Origin of the sequence: Halomonas marinisediminis (assembly GCF_004347715.1) — a bacterium.
Taxonomy (GTDB): Bacteria; Pseudomonadota; Gammaproteobacteria; order Pseudomonadales; family Halomonadaceae; genus Halomonas; species Halomonas icarae.
In genome coordinates this window covers 1-334 of sequence record NZ_SLTR01000126.1, presented here as the reverse complement: position 1 = coordinate 334, position 334 = coordinate 1, and the positions used below count along the sequence as shown (strand labels likewise).

The 334-nt window shown below is 68.3% G+C and carries 1 protein-coding gene; it reads right to left on the bottom strand.

Annotated elements, in window-relative coordinates; all coding sequences use genetic code 11:
* A partial coding sequence (locus E0702_RS16085) for an alkaline phosphatase PhoX (RefSeq protein WP_132045594.1) occupies positions 1-334 on the bottom strand: 334 nt, incomplete at both ends.

Sequence of the window (334 nt, the reverse complement as noted above, 5' to 3'; positions counted from 1 at the left end):
GCATACCATCGCCCCGGCACGCCGTAGCGGATCATGCTGTCGGCTTCGGGCTGGGCCGACACGTCCGGGCGGCCTTCGGCATCCAGCGTGTCGGACCAGAAATAGCCGTGGAAGTTCTCTTCGGCCATCAGGTAGGTGCCCCAGGGGGTCATCCCGCCGGCGCAGTTGTTGATCGTGCCGAGCACGGTCATGCCCGCCGGATCGGCGGAAGTGCGCATCCGCGGATGCCCGGCTGCGGGCCCATCGATGGTCATCGGCGTGTTGGCGGTGACGCGCCGGTTCGCCGGGTTGTCGCGGTTCACCGACCACTTGCCATCGGCGCCCTTGACCACCT